Origin of the sequence: Paenibacillus sp. FSL W8-1187 (assembly GCF_037965485.1) — a bacterium.
Taxonomy (GTDB): Bacteria; Bacillota; Bacilli; order Paenibacillales; family Paenibacillaceae; genus Paenibacillus_O; species Paenibacillus_O pasadenensis.
Genome location: NZ_CP150181.1, coordinates 3,813,614 through 3,832,103, shown reverse-complemented (window position 1 = coordinate 3,832,103; position 18,490 = coordinate 3,813,614). Strand labels below are relative to the sequence as shown.

The 18,490-nt window shown below is 64.6% G+C and carries 16 protein-coding genes; 14 read left to right on the top strand and 2 right to left on the bottom strand.

Annotated features, from left to right (window positions below; translation table 11 throughout):
- Positions 1-121: 121 nt before the first annotated feature.
- Positions 122-1,972 (top strand): penicillin-binding transpeptidase domain-containing protein, encoded by a 1,851-nt coding sequence (locus NYE40_RS16540; RefSeq protein ID WP_101807911.1) that lies wholly within the window; start codon positions 122-124, stop codon positions 1,970-1,972.
- A gap of 87 nt (positions 1,973-2,059) precedes the next feature.
- Positions 2,060-4,150, top strand: a complete 2,091-nt coding sequence (locus tag NYE40_RS16535) for a methyl-accepting chemotaxis protein (protein ID WP_101807910.1) — start codon at positions 2,060-2,062, stop codon at positions 4,148-4,150.
- An 89-nt stretch (positions 4,151-4,239) separates the two neighbouring features.
- Here NYE40_RS16535 and NYE40_RS16530 read toward each other — a convergent pair whose 3' ends face one another.
- Entirely contained in the window at positions 4,240-5,346 is a 1,107-nt protein-coding gene (locus NYE40_RS16530) for an AI-2E family transporter (RefSeq protein ID WP_101807909.1), read from the bottom strand.
- Positions 5,347-5,502: 156 nt separating this feature from the next.
- On the opposite strand from NYE40_RS16530, the gene NYE40_RS16525 reads away from it, so the two are divergent.
- From NYE40_RS16525 to NYE40_RS16515, 3 genes are all read left to right on the top strand, one after another.
- Complete coding sequence (locus NYE40_RS16525; protein WP_339278698.1) at positions 5,503-6,918, top strand: polysaccharide deacetylase family protein; 1,416 nt, start codon at positions 5,503-5,505, stop codon at positions 6,916-6,918.
- Between the two features lie 103 nt (positions 6,919-7,021).
- Positions 7,022-7,597: a sigma-70 family RNA polymerase sigma factor gene (locus tag NYE40_RS16520; RefSeq protein ID WP_028597565.1), complete on the top strand. Its 576-nt coding sequence runs from the start codon at positions 7,022-7,024 to the stop codon at positions 7,595-7,597.
- Entirely contained in the window at positions 7,594-8,580 is a 987-nt protein-coding gene (locus tag NYE40_RS16515) for an anti-sigma factor (protein WP_339278697.1), read from the top strand. The genes NYE40_RS16520 and NYE40_RS16515 overlap by 4 nt, the downstream gene beginning before the upstream one ends.
- An 82-nt stretch (positions 8,581-8,662) precedes the next feature.
- On the opposite strand, the gene ilvD is transcribed toward NYE40_RS16515, so the two are convergent.
- Positions 8,663-10,348 carry a dihydroxy-acid dehydratase gene (ilvD, locus tag NYE40_RS16510; RefSeq protein ID WP_028597567.1) on the bottom strand — a complete coding sequence of 562 codons (1,686 nt, stop codon included), beginning with the start codon at positions 10,346-10,348 and terminating at the stop codon, positions 8,663-8,665.
- Positions 10,349-10,541: 193 nt separating this feature from the next.
- Here ilvD and NYE40_RS16505 point away from each other — a divergent pair, with 193 nt between their 5' ends.
- The 9 genes from NYE40_RS16505 (at position 10,542) to NYE40_RS16465 (ending at position 18,420) form a co-directional block, all read left to right on the top strand.
- Positions 10,542-10,994: a copper amine oxidase N-terminal domain-containing protein gene (locus NYE40_RS16505; RefSeq protein WP_339278696.1), complete on the top strand. Its 453-nt coding sequence runs from the start codon at positions 10,542-10,544 to the stop codon at positions 10,992-10,994.
- 288 nt (positions 10,995-11,282) lie between these two features.
- A complete protein-coding gene (locus NYE40_RS16500; RefSeq protein WP_339278695.1) occupies positions 11,283-11,987 on the top strand; it encodes a response regulator transcription factor in 705 nt (234 codons plus the stop codon).
- Positions 11,977-13,080, top strand: coding sequence for an ATP-binding protein (locus NYE40_RS16495; protein WP_228551611.1), 1,104 nt, complete (start codon positions 11,977-11,979; stop codon positions 13,078-13,080). Before NYE40_RS16500 ends, NYE40_RS16495 begins: the two co-directional genes overlap by 11 nt.
- A 402-nt stretch (positions 13,081-13,482) precedes the next feature.
- Entirely contained in the window at positions 13,483-13,788 is a 306-nt protein-coding gene (locus NYE40_RS16490) for an urease subunit gamma (RefSeq protein ID WP_028597570.1), read from the top strand.
- 40 nt (positions 13,789-13,828) lie between these two features.
- On the top strand, positions 13,829-14,197 hold the full coding sequence (locus NYE40_RS16485; protein WP_028597571.1) for an urease subunit beta: 369 nt from the start codon (positions 13,829-13,831) through the stop codon (positions 14,195-14,197).
- A complete protein-coding gene (gene ureC / locus NYE40_RS16480; RefSeq protein WP_028597572.1) occupies positions 14,194-15,909 on the top strand; it encodes an urease subunit alpha in 1,716 nt (571 codons plus the stop codon). The genes NYE40_RS16485 and ureC overlap by 4 nt, the downstream gene beginning before the upstream one ends.
- Positions 15,910-15,917: 8 nt before the next feature.
- Positions 15,918-16,625 carry an urease accessory UreF family protein gene (locus tag NYE40_RS16475; protein WP_043110903.1) on the top strand — a complete coding sequence of 236 codons (708 nt, stop codon included), beginning with the start codon at positions 15,918-15,920 and terminating at the stop codon, positions 16,623-16,625.
- Positions 16,626-16,657: 32 nt separating this feature from the next.
- On the top strand, positions 16,658-17,410 hold the full coding sequence (gene ureG / locus NYE40_RS16470; protein WP_052332955.1) for an urease accessory protein UreG: 753 nt from the start codon (positions 16,658-16,660) through the stop codon (positions 17,408-17,410).
- Positions 17,411-17,493: 83 nt separating this feature from the next.
- Positions 17,494-18,420: an urease accessory protein UreD gene (locus tag NYE40_RS16465; RefSeq protein ID WP_052332956.1), complete on the top strand. Its 927-nt coding sequence runs from the start codon at positions 17,494-17,496 to the stop codon at positions 18,418-18,420.
- The last annotated feature ends 70 nt before the right edge of the window (positions 18,421-18,490 follow it).

The following is an 18,490-nucleotide window of genomic DNA, read 5'->3' as shown; positions in this document are numbered from 1 at the left end:
TCCTTCCTGCTTCGACCCAGCCCCGCCTCCGGCGGGGCTTTTCGCGTGTAGGCGGGGAGCGGCAGGGGAATACTGGATTCCAGAACAACCGCGACATCTGGAACCGAAGGAGGAACGGCCCATGTCCGCTTCCCGAATGAAGACGGCGGCGGCTCTGATCGCCGCTTTGCTGCTTGTCGCTCTGCTCCGCCTCGGCTGGGTGATGCTTTGGCCGTGGAGCCCCGCTTCCTCGGCCCGCCATGCGACAGCGTCCGAGACAGCGGTTAGGCAGCGCAGCCACCGCCTGCTGCTGGACGCCGGAAGAGGCGATTTCGTCGACCGCTCCGGGCTGCCTTTGACAGGCTTCGCTTATGAGGCGCTGGCGATCTTTCCGCATCCGTCCGGCCAGCCGCGCGGCAGCGGCCGGGACATGGCCGAGCTGGCGCGAGTGCTGCAAGCCGGCTCCGAGGAGCTGTGGCAAGAGCTGGAGCGGAGGAAGGAGCCGGGCTTCTGGATGGATGCGAAAAGCGGCCTGCCGCTGCGGCTCAGTCCGCGGCAGCGGACCGAGCTGGCGGGCCTGAAGCTGGAAGGCGTGGCCATCCTGCCCTACCGCGCCCGCCGCGATCCGTCGTCCGCTGCCGTCCAGGCGATCGGATATGTCAGCGAAAATCCCGAACGGATCGCCGCCGCATACGGCAAGCGGCTGGCCGCAGGCAAGGCGAGCCTGCGCGACGCAACGGGAGGCGGCGGTCTCGAGCTGTCGCTGGACGGGCTTCTTCGGGGGACGGGGCCGGCCTATGCCAGCTATATGACCGATGCGGCCGGCCTGCCGCTCAAAGGGCTCGGCCTGACCGTGGAGCGCCCGGCCAACCCGCGTTATCCGCTGCAGGTGCGGACGACGCTCAGCCTGCCTCTGCAAGTCGAGCTTCAGCGGTATGCGGGCGAGGCCGGGCTGAAAAAAGGCGCGGTCGTCGTGCTGGATGTCCGGAACTCGGACATTTTGGCGATGGTCTCCAAGCCCGACATGGAGCTTCCGGCACGAGGAGAAGCTTTTTTTGACGGAGCGGCCAATCGGGCCGTGCGCGCCTATGCGCCCGGCTCGATCTTCAAGCTTGTCACCGAGGCGGCAGCGCTGGAGGCCGGAGCGGCCGAGCCGGGCGAGGAATTTTATTGCGGAGGCGAATACGGCCATCATGGCCTGTCATGCTGGAAAGAAGGCGGCCACGGCCGGCTCACGCTGGAGCAAGGGCTGGCGCAGTCCTGCAACATCGTGTTCGCCGCTCTGGCGGAGCGGCTGCGGCCGGATGAGCTCGCCGCGGCGGCGGACAAGCTCGGTCTCGGCAGGCGCATCGGCTGGCATCTCGAGGCGGGCCGCAGGGAAGGCGCGCTGTCCGGACCGCTGCGCCTGATCGGCGAGGAGGAGGCGGGCACGGTATTCGGCGCGGCAAGCCCATGGAGCCGGCTTGAGCTGCTGCGCAGCGGCAAGCTGGCCCGCAGCGGCATCGGGCAGGAGGATGTGCGGATGACGCCGCTGCAGGCGGCGAATTTGGCGGCGACGATCGTCAATGGCGGCAGGGTGGCCGAGCCGGCGCTCGTGAAGGAAATCGACTTTGCCGACGGCCAGCGTCTCGCCGCGCTGCGCAGCCATGCCTCGCCCTCCGCGCACGGGCAAATCTCGCCGCGCACGGCCGCCATGCTGAGGAGAGGCATGGAGCAGGTCGTAGCCAGCGGAACCGGACGCGGCCTTCACCGAGCCGCCTGGCCGCTGGCCGGCAAGTCGGGGACGGCGGAAAGCGGCAGGCCCGGAGCGGGGAACAGCCAGTGGTTCATCGGCTACGGGCCTGCCGACCATCCCCGCTATGCCGTCGCCGTCCTGGCCGAGGAACGTCCGGAGGGAAGCGCCAACCTGGCGGCGCGGCTGTTCGGCGGCGTCATGGATCGGATCGCGGCCTGGGAGCGCGCCGCCTTGGCCTCGTCCGCCCAAGAAAAGTGAAAAAGAGCCCTTTGTTAATAAAAATATCCCCTCTACGTTCCGATAGGTATAAAGACACCCCTTTTTCGGAATTGGAGGCGATTTCAATTGAATCAATTTGTTTCGAAGTGGATCCTTCGCCCTTTTCGCCTCATCAGCGTAAAGCTGTTCCTGATCATTTTCGCCAGCATCGTCGCTTGCGTGCTCGCCATGGGCTTCATCTCGTATGGAATCGCCAAATCGGTGATCGAGCGCAAGGTGACGGAATCGACGGTGGAGACGGCCAATCAGGTCGCGGATCGGCTGGACATCGTGCTGGATGACTACCTGCGCTTCTCCATGCACTTCCTGACGGACAAGATCGTTCAGGAATCCGTCAGCGAGCTGGTATTCGCCCATAAGGAAGAAAACGTATTCGAGCGCTTCAAGGCGCAGCGGACGCTGTATGACCGCATCTCCTCGATGGCGATGGCGAACAAGACGATCCGCCATATCGCCTTCATCCCGATCGACGACCGGCTGCAGACCGAAGCGGTCGGCACGTTGACGCTCGACGTGAAGCTGGCGAAGGAGGAGGCCTGGTACAAGGAGGCGGTCAGCCTGGACGGCAAGCCGTATTGGACGCCTTACCAGCCGGGAGGCTTCGATGCGAAAAGCCCGCCTTCGATCGGTCTGGCGAGAGTCATCAAGTCGATCTCGGGCGATCCGGCCTTCCTGATGCTGCTGGAGCTGGATGCCGACTTCGTCGGCAGCCAGTTGGAGGGCATCCGGCTCGGATCCGGCGGCGAGATCAGCCTGATCGACGAGCGGGGAATCGTGCTTTCGGATTCGAGCGGAGGCCAGCGGGCCGGCCAGGCGAGTCCGCTGCAGCTCAAGGGCTCGGAAACGCCCATCCATTATTGGAGCGGCTCGCTGCTCATGATCGAGGATCATCTCAAGAACAGTCCTTGGACCGTGGCGGCCACGATTCCGGGCGGAGAGCTCGTCAAGGATGCCAAAAGCATTTTCGTCATGACGGTCTGGGTCGCGGCGGGAGCCGCCCTGCTGGCGGTGCTCGTCGGCGCGTTCGTCGTCTGGAGCGTCGGCAGGCCGCTGCGCAGCCTGCGCTCGCTCATGCGGCGGGGCAAGGACGGGGAGCTGAGCGTCCGGTCGAGCCACCGCTCCAAGGACGAGATCGGCCAGCTTGCGGCGAGCTTCAACGGCATGATGGAGCAGCTCGGCCAGCTTGTCGGCCAGACGAGCCGCATGGCCGCCCAAGTGCTTGATACCGCCGGCCAGATGGCCGATCAGTCTCGCCGAACCGCCACGTCCGCGCGGGAGATCGCAGCCGCCACGGACGAAATCGCGGCCGGAGCCTCCAGCCTCGCCGTCGAGGCCGAGAAGGGAATCGAGCTGACGGAGAAGATGGATGAAGGCATGGAGCGGATGAAGCTCAGCACGGACGAGATGCGCGCATCGGCCGGCCAAGTGGAGTCCGCGAGCCGGGAAGGGACCGGCCATATGGAGAAGATGCTCGGCAAGACGGAGGAAGCGGATCGGATCGTAAGCGACATCTCCGCCAAGATCGCCCGCCTGTCCGACAATACGCGCTCGATCCGCGGCATCCTGACGCTGCTGTCGGGCATCGCCAAGCAGACGAACATCCTCTCGCTCAACGCTTCAATCGAGGCGGCCCGCTCGGGCGAGGCCGGCAAGGGCTTCGTCGTCGTCGCCGGCGAGGTGCGGGAGCTGGCGGATCAGTCCAAGGCTTCCATCCAGCAGGTCGAAGCCATTCTCGCCGCGCTTCAGACCGAGGTGGGCGAAACGGTCGAGACGCTGGCGACGGCTCGCCCGGCATTCCGGCAGCAGCTCGATTCCGTGCAGGAGGCGGGCAGCCTGTTCCTTCAGGCGCAGTCCCGGATGGCGCTGCTCGGGGAGAGCCTGGCGCGCGTCGACGAGGCGATCGTCGAGCTCGGCGCTACGCAGCTGCAGATCGGCCAGGCGATGTCCGGCGTGAGCTCGGTCTCGGAGCAGTCGGCCGCCGCCTCCCAGCAGGTCGCTTCGCTGAGCAGCGAGCAGCTCGGCGTGAGCGACAGCCTGGTCGGCTTGTCCGCCCGCCTGGAGGAAGTCGCCTCGTCGCTGCGCGCTTCGCTGGGGCATTTCCGGCTGGAGCAGGAAACAAGCTCTTCCGCCGGCAAAAACGGACCCGCCGCCGGATAGGTTGGAATGAAGCAGGCAAAGGGCCGCATCCGCTGTCATCATGACAGCGGATGCGGCCCTTTTGGGCTTGGCTCGAGGCAGGAACGGCGTCAGCCCTTCTCCGCCAGCTCGACGTCGTACTCGTCCTTGGGAGGAGTGATCCAGCGGCGGAAATAGCCCTGGTCGTACAGCGCCTTGACGAGAATGACGAGCACCGGAGAGAGGATGACGCCGGCGACGCCGAACAAGGACAGCGAGATGACCATGAATGCGAGCATCGTGAAGGCGGAGACGCCGAGCGTGTCGCCGGTGATGAGCGGCTCGAGAATTTGCCGGGCGGCGACGATGACGAGGAACAGGATGCCGAGCCAGATCGCCAGGTTGTAGTCGCCGACGACGAGCAGGTAGGCGATCCACGGGACGAACACGGTGCCGACGCCGAGCAGCGGCAGCACGTCGAACACGGCGGCGATGGCGGAGATCGTCAGCGCGTTGTCGACGCCGAGCGCCAGCAGCGAGACGAAGATGACGATGAAGGTGATCGAGATGAGCTTCATCTGGGCTTTCAGGTAGCCGACGATGCCCGAGAAGACGTTTTCGCGCAGGAAGACGAAGGCTTTCTTGAACGTGCGGGGCGTCTTGCTCGAGGCGATCCGCTTCCAGTCGGCGATCTCGATGCTCAGGAAGTACGCCAGGATGACGCCGAGCACGAAGTTGAACATGAACGTGGAGACCGAGTTCAGGTAGCCGGCGGCCTTCAGCAGGAAGCCTTCCGCGACCTTTTGCCCCCAGCGGGTCAGAGCGTCGATGTAGTCCTGGATCTTGTCCACCGTATCGGGCGGCAGCGCGCTCGTCTTGTCCTTGAGCCAGGTGGACCCTTGGGCGAGCTGCTCCTGCAGGATCGCCTGGTATTGAGGCAGCTTGTGGGCGATCGAGTTCGCTTCCCGCACCATGATGTAGCCTGCGCCGAAGAAGATGCCGAGCACGATCGCGGAGAAGAGCAGGATCGAAAGCGCCGAGGCGATCGACTTCTTGAGGCCGAGCCGGTGGAGCAGCCTTGCGAGCGGCTCGATGACGGCGAAGATGAGCAGGGAGAGGAAGATCGGAGCGGCGATGGAGTAAAGGAAGCTGAACGCGAGCATAATGAGGTACACGGTTAGGGCGATTAGAGCGATATCGAATGCGGTGCGCCAATATTTGCGGTAAAACATCAGCATGAGAGAAATCCGGCTCCTTTGCAGCGTCAATTGGAAATCGATTCATATTTCCGCTTTGATTGTACTATAGATTTTAAAGATGCAGGCGGTTTTTTGAAACTCGTTTATGCTACAATGGGTGGTAGACTTCTAGAGAATATGGTGGGGAACAGAAACATGGAGAATTTGCTCGTCTGGGGATTCTACTTCCTATCGCTCTATGCGTTTATCCCGGGACTGATCAGCCGCCTGTTCGGCTTCCGCGTGTTCAAGCGCGGACTCGCGGACAAGGAGATCGCGCTTACCTTCGACGACGGCCCGGATCCCGTCTACACGCCCATGCTGCTCGATCTGCTCGCCAGGCATCGCGCCAAGGCGACTTTTTTTGTCGTCGGGTCCCATGCGGAGCAGCATCCGGAGCTGCTTCGGCGGATGAGGGACGAGGGGCATACGGTCGGCATCCACAATTACGTGCACAAGAGCAACTGGATCATGCGGCCGAAAACCGTCAAGCGGCAGATCGCCCTGACGAGCGCGGTCATCGAGCAGGCGATCGGGGAGACGCCCGTTTATTACCGACCGCCCTGGGGAATCGTCAACCTGTTCGATTTCTCCAAGAAGGGCCAGTACAAGATCGTGCTCTGGTCGGGCATTTTCGGCGATTGGAAGGCTCATGAAACGTCCGACAGGCTGAAAAGGCGCCTGCTCAAGAAGCTTCGTCCCGGCGAGGTGATGCTGCTGCATGACTGCGGCCGCACGCTCGGAGCGGACGAGGACGCGCCGGCCCAGATGCTGGAGGCGCTGGAGGTGTATTTGGAGGAGGGCGGCCGCAAGGGCTTCCGCTTCGTTGGCGTCCCGACGCTCATGGAGCTGACCGAGAAAAACAAGGCGAAGCGTCCGACGGCGTTCAACCGTCTGCTGGCGGGCGCCTGGCTGCAATACGAGAAGCTGTTCCATCTCGTGTTCCGCTTGAAGCCGGTCGCCAGCGAGAAGGGCGGCAGGCCGGTCTTTCACTATCGCAAAGTCGCCTATAACGGTCCGCCGATCGAGCTGAGCGAAGGCGAGCGCATCGTCAAGGGAGATCCGCTCGCCGAGATCCATCTCGACAATGAGATGCTCCGCCAGGCGGCGGTCCGCTCCTCCTCTCCGCTCGCGGTCATCATCCGTCTCCTGCGCGAGATGGAGTCGGCTCTCCCGGCCCTGTCCGCCGCGGTGCTGAACGATCCTGCGATGGACAAGGTCAAGGCGCTCTACGGAGTGACGATGATCCACAACGGAACCGACAAGCTCGGCTTCCAGGTGTTCGACCTGCCGGAAAACCTGTTCGCCAAGGCATCCCGCATTTATTTGAAGATCCTTTTCCGAATTCTATCCGCCAAACCGCGCGCCAAGTCCCGCAAGCCTCGCGGAGCGCAACCGCGCGGCGAGGCCAAGCCGATGTATCCGCGCATGCTGTTCCTCTCCCGCAGAGACATGGAAAGCTATACGAGCACTTCCGCTCCGGCTCCGCGCCAGCCTGTCGCGGCCAAGCCGGAAGCCGCTTTGGCCGCTCTGGCGAGCGAGCCTGCGGCTGCTCCGGGCGTGCTGTCCTGACCTTGCCGGCCGGTCCCCTTACGGGAGGACCGGCTTTTGTTTTTGCGTCGGATTGGACTTTTGTCCCCTAGGGGATATGATAGATAGGAAGGGAGAGGAACACATGACCGAGGCAGACTGGGAGGAGCATCTGATGCTTCAGATCGCCTCCCGGAGCAGCGATGCGCTGGAGAAGCTATACGATCGCTACGAGAAGCCGTTGTACTCGTTCGTCTACCGAATCGTGAAGGACAGCATGGCGGCGGAAGAGATCGTTCAGGAGCTGTTCCTCAAGCTCTGGAACCATGCCGAGGCGTATGTATCGAACGGCCGCTCCGGGAAGGTCAGCACCTGGATCTTCACGATGGCGCGCAACGGCGCGATCGACTGGCTGCGCAAGCGCGACCGCCGGCCAGCCGCCGGCGGCCAGGACGGCATGGATGAGCTGCGGGACCCGGTCACGACGGAGCTTACCGTCGAGAACCGGATGCTGGCGGAGCAGATGAGGCAAGCTCTGTCCGGACTCAGCCAGGAACAGCAGCAGGTGATCGAGTGGGTTTATTTCGGCGGGTATACCCAGCAGGAAATTGCGGACAGGCATGACATCCCGCTAGGCACGGTCAAAAGTCGGATCCGCCTCGGTCTTCGCCAGCTGCGCAGTCAGCTGGGCGAATCGTGGAGGGGGGAGGTTCGATCATGAGGGAAGGACATGAGGAGGAAAATCGCAAGCCATGCTCGGACATCGATCTGTATGCGATGGGCTTGCTGGAAGGCGAAGAACGAGAGCGCATGGAGCGGCATATCGCAGGCTGTAGCGATTGCCGTGAGGAGCTGGCCCGGATCGAGGAGCTGCTCGGCCTGCTGCCGCTAGCCGCCGAGCCGGCCGAGCCGCCGCAGGGAATGCGCGAGCGCGTGCTAGGCCAGGTGCTGGGCCGTCCTCAGGCGGACCGCCTGGAGGAGGACGCGGCCGAGCGCTCCGAGCCGGCGCTGCCTCCGGACGTTTTTGCGCTTCGCCAAGACGAGGACGGAACGGACGCGAGGCAGCAGCTCGCGGACCGCAACGAGCGTTCGTCGGCTGCGCCGCTCTCCGGAGCGGACCGGACAGAGCGCCCGGCCGAGCGCGCGCAGGAAGCGCCAGCCGCGGAGGGGACCGGGAGGAGAAGGCGGCTCGCGGTCGGAGCGCTGGCCGGAGCGGCAGCGGTCATGCTGCTCGTGACCGGGGTGCTGGCCCAGCGCATGGACAGCCTCGGGCGCGAGAACAAGCGGCTCTCGGCCGAGCTGCAGGCGTCGACGCAGACGCTGGACAGCACGCTCGAGCAGCTGCGCAAGACGGAGCAGCCTTTTGCCGGCGCGATGGTCAGCCAGATCGTCACGCTCAAGCCGGTCAAAGATCTCGTCGCCAGAGGGCAGGCCTATCTCGTCGTGGACGATCGCGGCACCCATCTGATCGTGCAGGCGAGCCGGCTTCCGGAGCTGAGGGACGAGCAGGCGTTCCAGGTGTGGCTGATCAAGGGCGACAAGCCGGTCAATGCCGGCACGTTCATGCCGACGGGCAACGCCGGCGCGGTCACGTTCACGTTCCCCGGCGGCTCGTACGACCAGGTCGCCATCACGCTGGAGCCGGACGCCTTCGGCCAGGAGCCGCGTGGCAGCATCGTGCTCGCCGGAGCTCTCAAGACATAGATGGACAGCACCGCGACAATTCAACCTGTAAACCAAAAGCTCCCCGGCGCTTCGAGCGCCGGGGAGCTTTTTGGGTAAGGAATCAGATTTTCATGACGCCGCCGGTGCTGGCAGAGGTGACGAGATGAGCGTAGCGGGCGAGGTAGCCGCGCTTGATCTTGAGCTCGAAGCCGGTCCATTCGGCGCGGCGCTTGGCCATCTCCTCGTCGCTGATCTCAAGCTGGATCGTGCGGTTGTTCATGTCCAGCTCGATGATGTCGCCGTCGTGGACGAACGCGAGCGGACCGCCGTCCGCCGCCTCCGGCGAGATATGGCCGATGCTGATGCCGCGCGAGGCGCCCGAGAAGCGGCCGTCGGTGATGAGGCCGACCTTGGCGCCGAGGCCCATGCCGACGATCTGCGACGTCGGAGCGAGCATCTCCGGCATGCCGGGGCCGCCCTTCGGCCCTTCGTAGCGGATGACGACGACATGGCCTTCCTTGACGAGGCCTTTGCTCAAGCCTTCCAGCACGGCGTCCTGCGAGTCGAAGCAGATCGCCGGGCCGCGGTGGTAGCCGCCCACGGACTTGTCTACGGCGCCGACCTTGATGATCGCTCCGTCCGGAGCCAGGTTGCCGAACAGGACGGCGAGGCCGCCGCGCTCGGAGTGCGGATCGTCGATCGGGCGCACGACGTCGCGCCGCTTGATTTCCGTATTTTCAACGTTCTCGCGGATCGTCTTGCCGGTGACGGTCATGCATTCGGTATGCAGGGCGCCCGGCTTGTTGAGCAGCTCGCGCAGCACGGCGCTGACGCCGCCGGCCTCATGCACGTCCTCCATGTGAAGGTCGGACGCCGGAGCCAGCTTGGACAGATGCGGCACGCGGTTGGCGACTTCGTTGATGCGGGCGATCGGGTACTCGATGCCGGCTTCATGCGCGATCGCGAGCGTATGGAGGACGGTATTGGTCGATCCGCCCATCGCCATGTCGAGCGCGAACGCGTTGTCGATCGCCTCCGCCGTGACGATGTCGCGCGGACGCAGGTCCATCTCGATCAGCTTCATGAGCTGGCGGGCGGACTCCTTGACGAATTCCTTGCGCTCCTCCGCTACGGCGAGGATGGAGCCGTTGCCCGGAAGGGCGATGCCGAGCGCCTCGGCGAGGCAGTTCATCGAGTTGGCGGTGAACATGCCGGAGCAGGAGCCGCAGGTCGGACAGCCGAACTGCTCGAGCTCGGTCAGGCCGACCTCGTCGATCTTGCCGGCCATGAACTGGCCGACGCCCTCGAACACGCTCGTCAGCGAGATCGCGCGTCCGTCGCTCGTGCGGCCGGCCTTCATCGGGCCGCCGCTCACCATGATGGACGGGATGTTGACGCGCAGCATGCCCATCATCATGCCGGGAGTGATCTTGTCGCAGTTGGGGATGCACACCATGCCGTCGAACCAGTGCGCGTTGACGACCGTCTCGACGGAGTCGGCGATGATCTCGCGGCTCGCCAGCGAGTAGCGCATGCCGATGTGGCCCATCGCGATGCCGTCGTCGACGCCGATCGTATTGAACTCGAACGGCACGCCGCCCGCTTCGCGGATCGCTTCCTTGACGACCTTGCCGAATTCCTGCAGGTGGACGTGGCCGGGGATGATATCGATATAGGAATTGCAGACGGCAATGAAAGGCTTGTCGAAGTCTTCTTCCTTGACGCCGGCAGCGCGCAGCAGGCTGCGGTGCGGGGCTCGGTCGAAGCCTTTTTTGATCATGTCAGAACGCATCTTCTTCGGTGCCATGCTTGTCCCTCCCAGGATTAACATCATTCCAATTAGTGTACCATATGTGCCTTGAATTGACTACCGATTGCCGCATTCCTGCATTAAAGTGGAATGAATCCTATCGGCATCGCAACTTCTTGATATCGTCAGCGTTTAAGTCGTTCGGGAAGCGGTTTAATGAGAATCAAATCCGCTCCGAGGAGGCATGTTCATGAGTACATATCAAAGCAAGAAAGCGGCCGGCCTGCTGCTGGCCGGCATCCTGATCGCCGGCGCGGCCGCGCCGGCCGCAGAAGCCGCCAAGGAGGCGCCGAAGGTGCTGGTCAACGGCGTGAATTACGCGCTCGACAAGGAGCCGCTGGTCAAGGACGGACGCACGCTCGTGCCGCTGCGCGGCATTTTCGAGGCGCTCGGGGCGACGGTCGACTGGGACCAGTACGAGCAGACGATTACGGCGACGCGCGGCAAAAACGAAATCTTCCTGCAGGTGAACAAGACCAAGGCCAAGGTCAACGACATGGAGATCGAGCTGTCGGTGCCGGCGCAGAACATGAGCGGCACGACGATGGTGCCGCTGCGCTTCATCGCCGAGGCGCTGGGCACGTACTGCGTGTACTATGCGGACCAGAACCTCATCACGATCACCGACCGCGTGGAATCTTAAAGCACTCATAAGTTCGAAACCATCCGTTCCAATCTAAAGCAGATAAGGTAAGAAGAAAAAAAATCAAATGAGCATTTAAGCCGACGAGTATCAGGTGTTTTATCCTGACATTCGTACGGTTTTTTTTATTTTCCTCATCTTAATTTCAAAGCCCCATCATTCCGGGAAGGCTCTTTTGTCTTTTTCTGAAGAAAGCCTGAAGATTCCTTAAACGGCCCTTTCGATCGGGCGCGCGCGCTTCCAAGGCCGGCGGCCGTGCGGTATAGTGGCTGTAAGGAGTGGTAATCGGTGAAAAAGCTGCTGATCGTAGACGACGACCGCGAGATCGCGGAGCTGATCCAGATCTATCTGGCCAACGAGGGCTATGCGACCGTGCTCGCCCATGACGGGGAGGAGGCGCTCGCCATGGCCGCCGCGGAGCCGTTCCATCTGATCGTGCTCGACATCATGATGCCCAAGGCGGACGGGCTTGAAGTATGCCGGCAGCTGCGCCGCGAGGGATCGGCCCAGGTGCCGATCCTCATGCTGAGCGCCAGGGCGGCGGACATGGACAAGATCATGGGGCTGATGACCGGAGCGGACGACTATATGGTCAAGCCGTTCAACCCGCTGGAGCTCGTCGCCCGCGTCAAGTCGCTGCTGCGGCGGGCCTACCAGTTCCCCAAGGCGGGCGGCGGGTCCGACGCCGGCGGGGCGGTGGAGCTCGGGCCGATCGTCATCGACAAGTCGACCCATACGGTCACCTGCCGCCAGGACGGGCGGCAGCTGCATCTGACGAGCACGGAGTTCGGCATCCTCCATCTGCTCGCCTCGCATCCGGGCAAGGTGTTCAGCGCGGAGGACATTTTCCAGCAAGTGTGGAAAGAAAAATTTTACGAATCGAACAATACCGTCATGGTGCATATCAGCAAGCTGCGGGACAAGCTGGAGCAGGAGACGGGAGACAAGTTCATCGTGACGGTGTGGGGGGTCGGCTACAAAATTGAAGGATGACAACGTCGTCAAGGACATGACGTTCCGCCTGCTGCTCCATCTCGCGCTGAGCGCCGCGCTCTCGGTCATCTCGTCGGTGCTGCTCGTCGTCGTCGCGGAGCGGCTGGCGAGCGAGCTGCCCGCGCTGCGCTGGATCGCGCATCTGCTGATCGACCAGTTCGGCGACTTCACGCTCGTCATTCTCGCGATCGGGCTGTTCCTCGTCTTCCTGCTGCTGCTCCAGCAGCGCCAGTTCCGCTATTTCCGGGACGTCAGCCGCAGCGTGCGCTACATCGCCGACGGCAACTTCGACTACCAGGTGCCGGTGCGGCAAAAAAACGAGCTCGGCGATCTCGCCGCCTACATCAATTATCTCGTGCACAAGCTGCAGCTGTCGCTCGACGACGAGCGGCGGGCCGAGCAGACCAAGAGCGAGCTCATCACGAACGTCTCGCATGACCTGAGGACGCCGCTCACCTCGATCATCGGCTATCTCGGCCTGATCGAGCAGGACCGCTGCCGCGACGAGGTGGAGGTGCGCCAGTACGTGCATATCGCTTATGAGAAGTCGAAGCGGCTCAACGTGCTGATCAACGACCTGTTCGACTATACGAAAATGCGGTACGAGACGTCTCCGCAGCGCATCCATACGTTCAATCTGACCGAGCTGCTGCGCCAGCTGCTCATTCAATACCGAGTGCCGCTCGAGGAGGCGGGACTCGTCGGCGCGCTCCATGCCCCGTCCGGCAAGCTCGCCGTCACCGGCGATCCGGACAAGCTCGTGCGCGTGTTCGAGAACCTGCTCGCCAATGCGATCCATTACGGCAAGGACGGCGGCAAGGTCGATCTCCATGCCTCGGCGGAAGGCGAGGAGGCGGTCGTGGAGGTCGTCAATTACGGCGAGATGATTCCGTCGGTCGACCTGCCGCATCTGTTCGACCGGTTCTACCGCGTCGACAAGGCGCGCGGCCTCGACAGCGGCGGCTCCGGCCTCGGCCTGGCGATCGCCAAGAGCATCGTCGAGCAGCACGGGGGCGGCATCTCGGCCGCGAGCGATCCGTATCTGACTTCGTTCCAGGTGCGGCTGCCGCTGGCGCAGGATCACGATCTTTAGACTTTCTTAAGGTTTTTTTAGGATTGCTTTACGGCATGAACGATCCGTCCTGCGGTACAATGATCCTATCGAAACCAAGCGGAAGCGGAGGGACGTCCATGAGATACCTGTGGATGATGGTCATGGCATGCGCAGTGATGCTGATGGCCGTCTTGCTGATCGGCAGCCAGGAAGGGGAGTCCGCCGGACTCGTCGACCTGCTGCTGCGCATCTGGTAGCGCCGGCTGCCGGCGCCCTTTTTTCCGGACCCTGTTCCGACTCGCCTGCCCCGTCGTCCTTCTGGACGGCGGGGCTTTTTTCGCGCTTCCCGGTTGCTTTATGTTAGATAATCTCACATAACTCATTTACTTTCCTGCGGCAGCGCGCCTATAATGGAGCTATTCCGGAGAAGAGGTGAAGGGCATGCAGTTGACCGAGCGCGAGAAAGAAAAGCTGCTCATCACGGTGGCGGCCGACGTCGCCCGCCGCAGGCTGAACCGAGGCGTGAAGCTCAATTATCCCGAGAGCATCGCGCTGATCACGTCCGAAATCATGGAGGGCGCGCGCGACGGACAGACCGTCGCCCGCCTGATGGAATACGGCACGCGCATCCTGACCCGCGACCAGGTGATGGAGGGCGTGCCGGAGATGATCCACGAGGTGCAGGTGGAAGCGACCTTCCCCGACGGCACGAAGCTCGTGACGGTGCATCATCCGATCGGCGGCTAGAGAGAACAGGCCGTTCGGCGGCCATGAGGGAGGAACAGTCATGATACCGGGGGAATACCGCACGGCTCAGGGGAGCATCGTGCTCAATGAAGGACGCCGCACGGCGGAGCTGATCGTCGTCAACGGAGGAGACCGGCCGGTGCAGGTCGGCTCGCATTACCATTTCTTCGAGGTGAACCGCGGCCTCAGGTTCGATCGGGAATCGGCCTTCGGCATGCGGCTGGACATCCCGGCCGGCACGGCGGTCCGCTTCGAGCCCGGCGAGGAGAAGCCGGTCCAGCTCGTCGAGCTCGGCGGCAGCCGGCTCGGCTACGGCCTCAGCGGGCTGACGAGCGGTCCGGCCCCGGCCGGCGCGATGCCGGACGACGTGCGGCGCAGGCTGGAGCAGTGGGAGGGCGGCCGATCATGAGAGAGATGGATCGGAGCAGCTACGCCGGCATGTTCGGCCCGACGACGGGCGACGCGGTGCGGCTGGCGGATACCGAGCTGTGGGCCGTCATCGAGCGCGACCACACGGTGTACGGCGACGAGTGCAAGTTCGGCGGAGGCAAGGTCATCCGCGACGGCATGGGCCAGTCGAGCTCGGCGCTGCGCAGCGACGGCGTGCTCGACACGCTCATCACCAATGCCGTCGTCATCGACCACTGGGGCATCGTCAAAGGCGACATCGGCATCCGCGACGGGCGCATCGTCGCCATCGGCAAGGCGGGCAATCCCGACATCATGGACGGCGTGACGCCGGGCATGGTCGTCGGCGCGAGCACGGAGGTGATCGCGGCCGAGGGCAAGATCGTCACGGCGGGCGGCATCGACGCGCATATCCACTACATTTGCCCGCAGCAGATCGAGACCGCGCTCTCGTCGGGCGTGACGACGATGATCGGCGGCGGCACGGGCCCGGCGACGGGAACGAACGCGACGACCTGCACGCCGGGCGCCTGGCATATGCGGCGCATGCTGGAGGCGGCGGAGGCGTTCCCGATGAACCTCGGCTTCACCGGCAAAGGCAACGCCAGCTTCATGGAGCCGCTGATCGAGCAGATCGAGGCGGGGGCGATCGGCCTCAAGCTGCATGAGGACTGGGGCACGACGCCGGCGGCGATCGACGCCTGCCTGCAGGCGGCCGACCGGTACGACGTGCAGGTCGCCATCCATACCGACACGCTCAACGAATCGGGCTTTCTCGAGGATACGCTGGCCGCGATCGGCGGCCGCACGATCCACACCTACCATACCGAGGGCGCCGGCGGCGGCCACGCGCCGGACATCATCCGCGCGGCGGGCGAGCTGAACGTGCTGCCGAGCTCGACGAATCCGACGCGTCCGTTTACGGTGAACACGATCGAGGAGCATCTGGACATGCTCATGGTCTGTCATCATCTGGACTCGCGGATTCCGGAGGACGTCGCGTTCGCCGACTCGCGCATCCGGCCGGAGACGATCGCCGCCGAGGACATCCTGCACGACATGGGCGTGTTCAGCATGCTGAGCTCCGACTCGCAGGCGATGGGACGCGTCGGCGAGGTCATCCTGCGCACATGGCAGACCGCGGACAAGATGAAGCGGCAGCGCGGCCCGCTCGCGCCGGACACGGAGGGCGGCGACAATTTCCGCATCAAGCGCTACATCGCCAAGTACACGATCAATCCGGCGATCACGCACGGCGTCTCCCATCTCGTCGGCTCGATCGAGCCGGGCAAGCTCGCTGACCTCGTCGTCTGGAGCCCGATGTTCTTCGGCGTCAAGCCGGAGCTCGTGCTCAAGGGCGGCATGATCGCCTACGCCCAGATGGGCGATCCGAACGCTTCGATTCCGACGCCGCAGCCGGTGTTCGGCCGTCCGATGTTCGGCGCGTTCGGCAAGGCGATGCAGCGCACGAGCATCACCTTCGTCTCCCAGGCGGCGTACGAGGGCGGCATCGCCGAGCGGCTCGGGCTGCAAAAATGGGTCGAGCCGGTCAAGGGCTGCCGCTCCGTCACGAAAAAGGACATGATCCTCAATGACGCGACGCCGGAAATCGTCGTCGATCCGGAGACGTACCGGGTGACGGTCGACGGCGAGCCGGCCGTCTGCGAGCCGGCCGAGGTCGTGCCGATGGCGCAGCGGTACTTCCTGTTTTGACGGGGGCGATGCCGCCGCGGGGCGGGGCGCCGCTCGTGCCGTGGCTCGTGCTGCAGCAGCTGCTCGACTCGGCGCTGCCGATCGGCGGCTTCTCGCATTCGTTCGGCCTCGAGACGCTCGTCCAGGAAGGCGACATCGCCCGTCCCGACGAGCTGGAGGCGTACTTGCGGGCGATGCTGCGGCAGAGCTGGACGACGACCGACGCGCTCGTCGTCCGCGCCGTCTACCGAGACGCGCCCGTAGAGGCGTGGGAGCGGCTGTGGGCGGCCGAGCGGCTCGTGCATGTCGGCCGCATGAGCGCCGAGACCCGCTCCGGGATGGAAAAGATGGGCCGCCGCCTGCTCAAGCTCGCGGGCAGCAGCTATCCGGAGCTCAACCTTGCCCGGCTCGAGGCGGCTTATCGGAGCGGCGACTGCCTGCTGACCCATCCGCTCGTGTTCGGCTGGATCTGCTGGCAAGCCGGCATCGGCGAGGAGCAGGCGCTTCAGGGCTGGCTGTACGGCTGCCTGAGCAATGCCGTGAACAGCGCGCTGCGCCTGATGGCGATCGGCCAGACCGAGGCGCAGCGGCTGCTGGCGCTGCTGTCGGGCGAGACGGTCCCGGCCGCGCGCGCGGCGCTGGCGATGGAGCCGGAGGACGCCTGGAGCGACATGCCGGGCTCGGAGCTCGGCATGATCCGCCACGAGACGCTTTACTCCCGGCTGTTCATGTCCTGATCGAATTCATTTATTCCAAGGAGGAATTCCCCATGTGCCAAGGCCAAGGACATACCCATATCGAGTGGAACACGAATCCGATCCCGCAAGGACGTCCGGTGCGCATCGGCATCGGCGGCCCGGTCGGCTCCGGCAAGACGAAGCTGGTCGAGACGCTGTCCCGCGAGCTGAAGGACCGCTGGAGCCTCGCCGTCATCACCAACGACATCTATACGAAGGAGGATGCCCGCATCCTCGCGGCGACCGGCGTGCTGCCGGAGGAGCGCATCATCGGCGTGGAGACGGGCGGCTGTCCGCATACGGCGATCCGCGAGGACGCCTCGATGAACTTCGAGGCGATCGAGGAGCTGGAGGAGCGCTTCTCGCCGCTTGACCTGATCTTCATCGAGAGCGGCGGAGACAATCTGGCGGCGGCGTTCAGCCCGGAGCTGGTGGACCGCTTCATCTATATCATCGACGTGGCCCAAGGGGAAAAGATTCCGCGCAAGGGCGGCCCGGGCATCATGCGCTCCGACCTGCTCGTCATCAACAAGATCGACCTCGCGCCGCATGTCGGAGCCAGCCTTGCGGTCATGGAGGAGGACTCGCGCCGGATGCGCGGCGATCGGCCGTTCGTCTTCACCAATCTGTTCGGCGGGAACGGGGTGGCGGAGATGGTCGACTGGATCGAGCATGAGCTCGCCCATGCCAAAGGGATCTCGCATGGCCACGGAGCGGATGCTGCCGCGCTGAGCCCGACCTTGACGCCGCTCCGAATGGCCGGTTCGGGCGGCGCGCTCGCTTGAGCCGCACCGCCCGGGCCGGCGGCGGTGCGGGCGCGTCTGCGGGCGCATCTGCGGACGCAGCGGAGAGGAGCTCGCTCGGAGGCGTGTCCGCTGAGCGCGCCTTCTCCCACGGGGGCGCGGAGCATGCGAAGGCGCGAGCCTTCTCCGCCGGCGAGCTGACCGGCGCCGAGACGGCGGCGCGCGGAGCCTCCGTCCTGCAGGCGCGCTTCGAGGAGCGCGGCGGCCTGACCCGGCTCGTCTCGCGCTACCACACGTCGCCGATCAAAATCGCCAAGGCGTTCCCGCTCGGCTCCGGCGCCGGCGTGCTCGTCATGGACGTCTCTCCGGGCATGCTGAGCGGCGACCGCTACGAGCTCGACTGGAGCCTCGGCGCCGGCGCTTCGGTGCAGATCTCCAACCAGAGCTTTCTCAAGGTCCATCCTTGCGAAGAGGAGGGAGGCGCGTCGCTGCGCCAGCGCTTCGCGCTGGAGAACGGCGCCGTATGCGAGCATCTGCCGGAACCGGTCATGCTGTACGAGGACGCTTCGCTGCTGGCGGACACCGAGGTGCGGCTCGCTCCGGGCGCCGTCTGGATGCAGACGGAGGTGCTGTGCCCGGGACGCACGCTGCGCGGAGAAGTGTTCCGCTATCGCCGGCTCGACAACCGGCTGACGGTGTACGCCGACGGCGAGCTGATCTTCCGCCAGCGCCAGCGGGTCGAGCCGCGCGCGCAGCAGCTCGCGGCTCCCGGCAGCTGGCATCGGTTCACGCATTGGGGCACGTTCTGCCTGTTCGGGCGCGGCGCGGACGCGGAGCTGGAGCAGCGGCTGCGCCAGCTGCTGGACCGGCTGCCGCAGGTGCCTGGCCGGGAGGTGCGGACGGGCGTGTCGCGCACATGGCGGAGCGGCATCGTCGTGCAGGCGGCCGGCCATGCGGCATGGACGGTGCAGCGCGTGCTGGAGGAAGTCCGGCTCGAGTCGCGCAAGGCGCTTTGGAGCGAGCCGCCGCCGCCTTTCGTCAAGTCTGTCTGAATAAAAAATGAAACCCGATCCCTGCCTCCGGCGTAGGAAGCCTCTAAGGATGCTTCCGTCATGCGCGGAG